The 1,380-nt window shown below is 47.8% G+C and carries 1 protein-coding gene and 1 pseudogene; both read left to right on the top strand.

Annotated features, from left to right (window positions below; translation table 11 throughout):
* Positions 1-138, top strand: a pseudogene (locus O9334_RS02975) (IS4 family transposase); the annotation flags it as partial.
* A gap of 516 nt (positions 139-654) precedes the next feature.
* Positions 655-1,380: Ig-like domain-containing protein (locus O9334_RS02970; RefSeq protein WP_287999250.1), on the top strand; the 726-nt coding region annotated here is incomplete at its 3' end.

Here is a 1,380-nt window from a genome sequence, read left to right as displayed (position 1 = left end):
CCCCTCAAGAAACACGGTCGTCGTGCTAAGAGTCTTTTTCGCTTAGGTTTTGACCATCTTCGTCATCTGATTCTTAACCCTTCTTTGCCTAATCATCGGGATTTTCTTCATTCCCTACAATTTTTGTCCTGTACTTAGATCAAAAGTATTACCTATAAAAGTAAGTTACGGCGTTTCTCATAAAGATGAAGTATGAGACAATTTAGCATTTGGCAGGGTGCATCTCATTTTTCTAAATCTACTAAGTTGGGATTTTTCAAGGAATTCCGTAGGTTGGGTTGAGCGAATCAATAGGTTAAAGAAAACCTCTCAATTTTAGGGGAAAGCGAAACCCAACAGCCAACACCTAAATCCGTCGGAATCGGCGATCGCTTCTCATGACCTTTTCTTGGGTTTCCTTGGGTCAATCCAAGCGTACTATAGTTGGGTTTCCTTACGTCAACCCAACCTACAAGTCCTTTTTGTTGGGTTGAGTCCGTAGCCCCCCTAAATGGTTACATACGTTACATAATCTGTTACCATTTACATACGGCGGTTCCTCTATCCGTGTGGCACCGATAAATCCTTATTGAATAAGCATTTCCACTTAGAAGATGTACCAGACTAAGCCTGAAGCCGCCGTATGTATAGAATTGTTGATTGGGAGTCTTGATCATGGCATTGCAGGAAGGCACTTACACCTGGGAATACGGCGACACTACCCAGGCTCTCTGGTTCACCGCTTCTTACAACACGGTCACAAATCAGTGGACTGTTGATATGAAGAAGGGGTCGATGGATCTCAACGCGTTGTGGTGGTCGAATGGCGATAGCAACGCGGATGGCAATATAGTTCTTTCCAAGGCTGACAACAGTCTCAATATGAATGGGACTGGTATCGTCTGGGATGGATACGACAAGATTTCCGATACGGGGTTAACGGGAACGGAGCATAATGGCAGCAGTCTTCTTACTGCGGGTAATACCTATACTTACAGCTACAGCAAGGATCAAGGGGTAGAGATCGAAGCGCTGTTGGCGGGGGGTGTTACGACTCTTGGTGTCAGAGCCACAAGCGTCAACGGCACCGACGGTATCAAGGCGGTAGATGGACAATATGTTTTCGTTCCCTACGATACAACTCCACCTACAGTGACAGTCGATATCGTTGATGCTTCGCTGAACGACGGCGATAACAATTCTCTCGTCACCTTTGAGTTCAGCGAAGATGTCACCGGTTTTGCCGATAGTGATGTGAGCGTCAGCGGCGGAACGTTGAGCAATTTCTCCGGCAGCGGCAGCAGCTACCAGGCCACCTTCACGGCCGACGATGCTGTGGAAACCACCGGCTCGGTGTCCGTGGCAGCGGCCAGCTACACCGACGTGGCAGGCAACACCGGC

This window comes from Microcystis sp. LE19-8.1F (assembly GCF_027531715.1).
Taxonomy (GTDB): domain Bacteria; phylum Cyanobacteriota; class Cyanobacteriia; order Cyanobacteriales; family Microcystaceae; genus Microcystis; species Microcystis wesenbergii_A.
The sequence above is the reverse complement of the archived record's forward strand: the minus strand, read 5'-3'. Positions and strand labels throughout refer to the sequence as shown.